Here is a 1,310-nt window from a genome sequence, read left to right as displayed (position 1 = left end):
GCCCCGCCCTGCCCGGCCGGCCCGCCCAGCCGGGCCCGGCCGTGCCGTGCCGTGGCGCCGCTGGGCGGTCCGGCAGGTCGGCCGGTCAGGCCGTGCTGGCCGGTCGGGGTGCGTCGGTCAGGCTGTGCCGGCCGGTCAGACTGCGTCCGTCGGTCAGGCCGTGCCGGTCGGGCGGGGTGATCCGGTCGGTCGGAGTGCTCCGGCAGGACCGGGGCCAGGGTCGGAAGTGAGTGTTCCAGTCCGTGAACACGGTCTTGCGGATTGTTCCGGTTTCTTGGAGGATCAGCCAATCCTCCGATGGCCGCAACCCATCGTCCGGCCCGGGGCATACCCGCGGGCCGACCACCCTCGACCAACGGGAGAATGCCCATGAAGCTGCTGCGAGTCGGACCCGTAGGGGCCGAGCGGCCTGCCCTGCTCGACCGGGACGGGGTGCTCCGGGACCTCTCGGGCCTGATCACGGATGTGAACGGCGCGTTCCTGGCCGAGGAGTCCGAGCTGGCCCGCGTACGGGAAGCGGCGGAGTCGGGGCAGCTTCCGGTTCTGGATGCGGAAGGGCTGCGGATCGGTGCGCCGGTCGGCCGGATCGGGAAGGTGGTCGGCATCGGCCTGAACTACCACGGGCACGCCGCCGAGGTGGGCGCCGCGATACCCGAGGAGCCGATCATGTTCCTCAAAGCCCCCGACACCGTGGTCGGCCCCGACGACACCGTGCTGATCCCGCGCGGCAGCGTGAAGACCGACTGGGAGGCCGAGCTCGGGGTCGTCATCGGCAGCACCGCGCGTTACCTGGGCTCCGCCGAGGAGGGGCTCTCCCATGTCGGCGGGTACGTCCTGGTGAACGACGTGTCGGAACGGGAGTTCCAGATCGAGCGCGGCGGCACCTGGGACAAGGGCAAGAACTGCGAGACCTTCACCCCGATCGGCCCCTGGCTGGTCACGGCGGACGAGATCCCGGACCCGCAGGTCCTCGACGTGAAGCTGTGGGTCAACGGTGAGCTGAAGCAGGACGGCTCGACCTCCGACCAGATCTTCCCGGTCGGCGAGGTCGTGCGGTACCTGAGCCAGTTCATGACGCTGTACCCCGGCGACGTGATCGTCACCGGCACCCCGGCCGGCGTCGCGATGGGCCGGCCGGAGCCGAAGCCGTTCCTGCGGGCCGGGGACGTGGTCGAGGTGGAGGTGTCCGGGCTCGGCAGGCAGCGGCAGGAGTTCAAGAACGCCTAGCGGGGGCGCCGCACGCGGCACCCCCGCTAGGCGTTCTTGAACTCCTGCCGCTGCCTGCCGAGCCCGGACACCTCCACCTCGAC

At 71.4% G+C, this 1,310-nt stretch carries 1 protein-coding gene; it reads left to right on the top strand.

Translation table 11 applies throughout. The annotated features are described in order from the left end of the window. Window positions 1-369 precede the first annotated feature (369 nt). On the top strand, window positions 370-1,227 hold the full coding sequence (locus tag EF918_RS35825) for a fumarylacetoacetate hydrolase family protein (RefSeq protein ID WP_125652990.1): 858 nt from the start codon (window positions 370-372) through the stop codon (window positions 1,225-1,227). Window positions 1,228-1,310: the final 83 nt, after the last annotated feature.

Origin of the sequence: Streptomyces sp. WAC06614 (assembly GCF_003949795.1) — a bacterium.
GTDB lineage: Bacteria > Actinomycetota > Actinomycetes > Streptomycetales > Streptomycetaceae > Streptomyces.
This window is presented reverse-complemented; position numbering and strand designations above follow the sequence as displayed.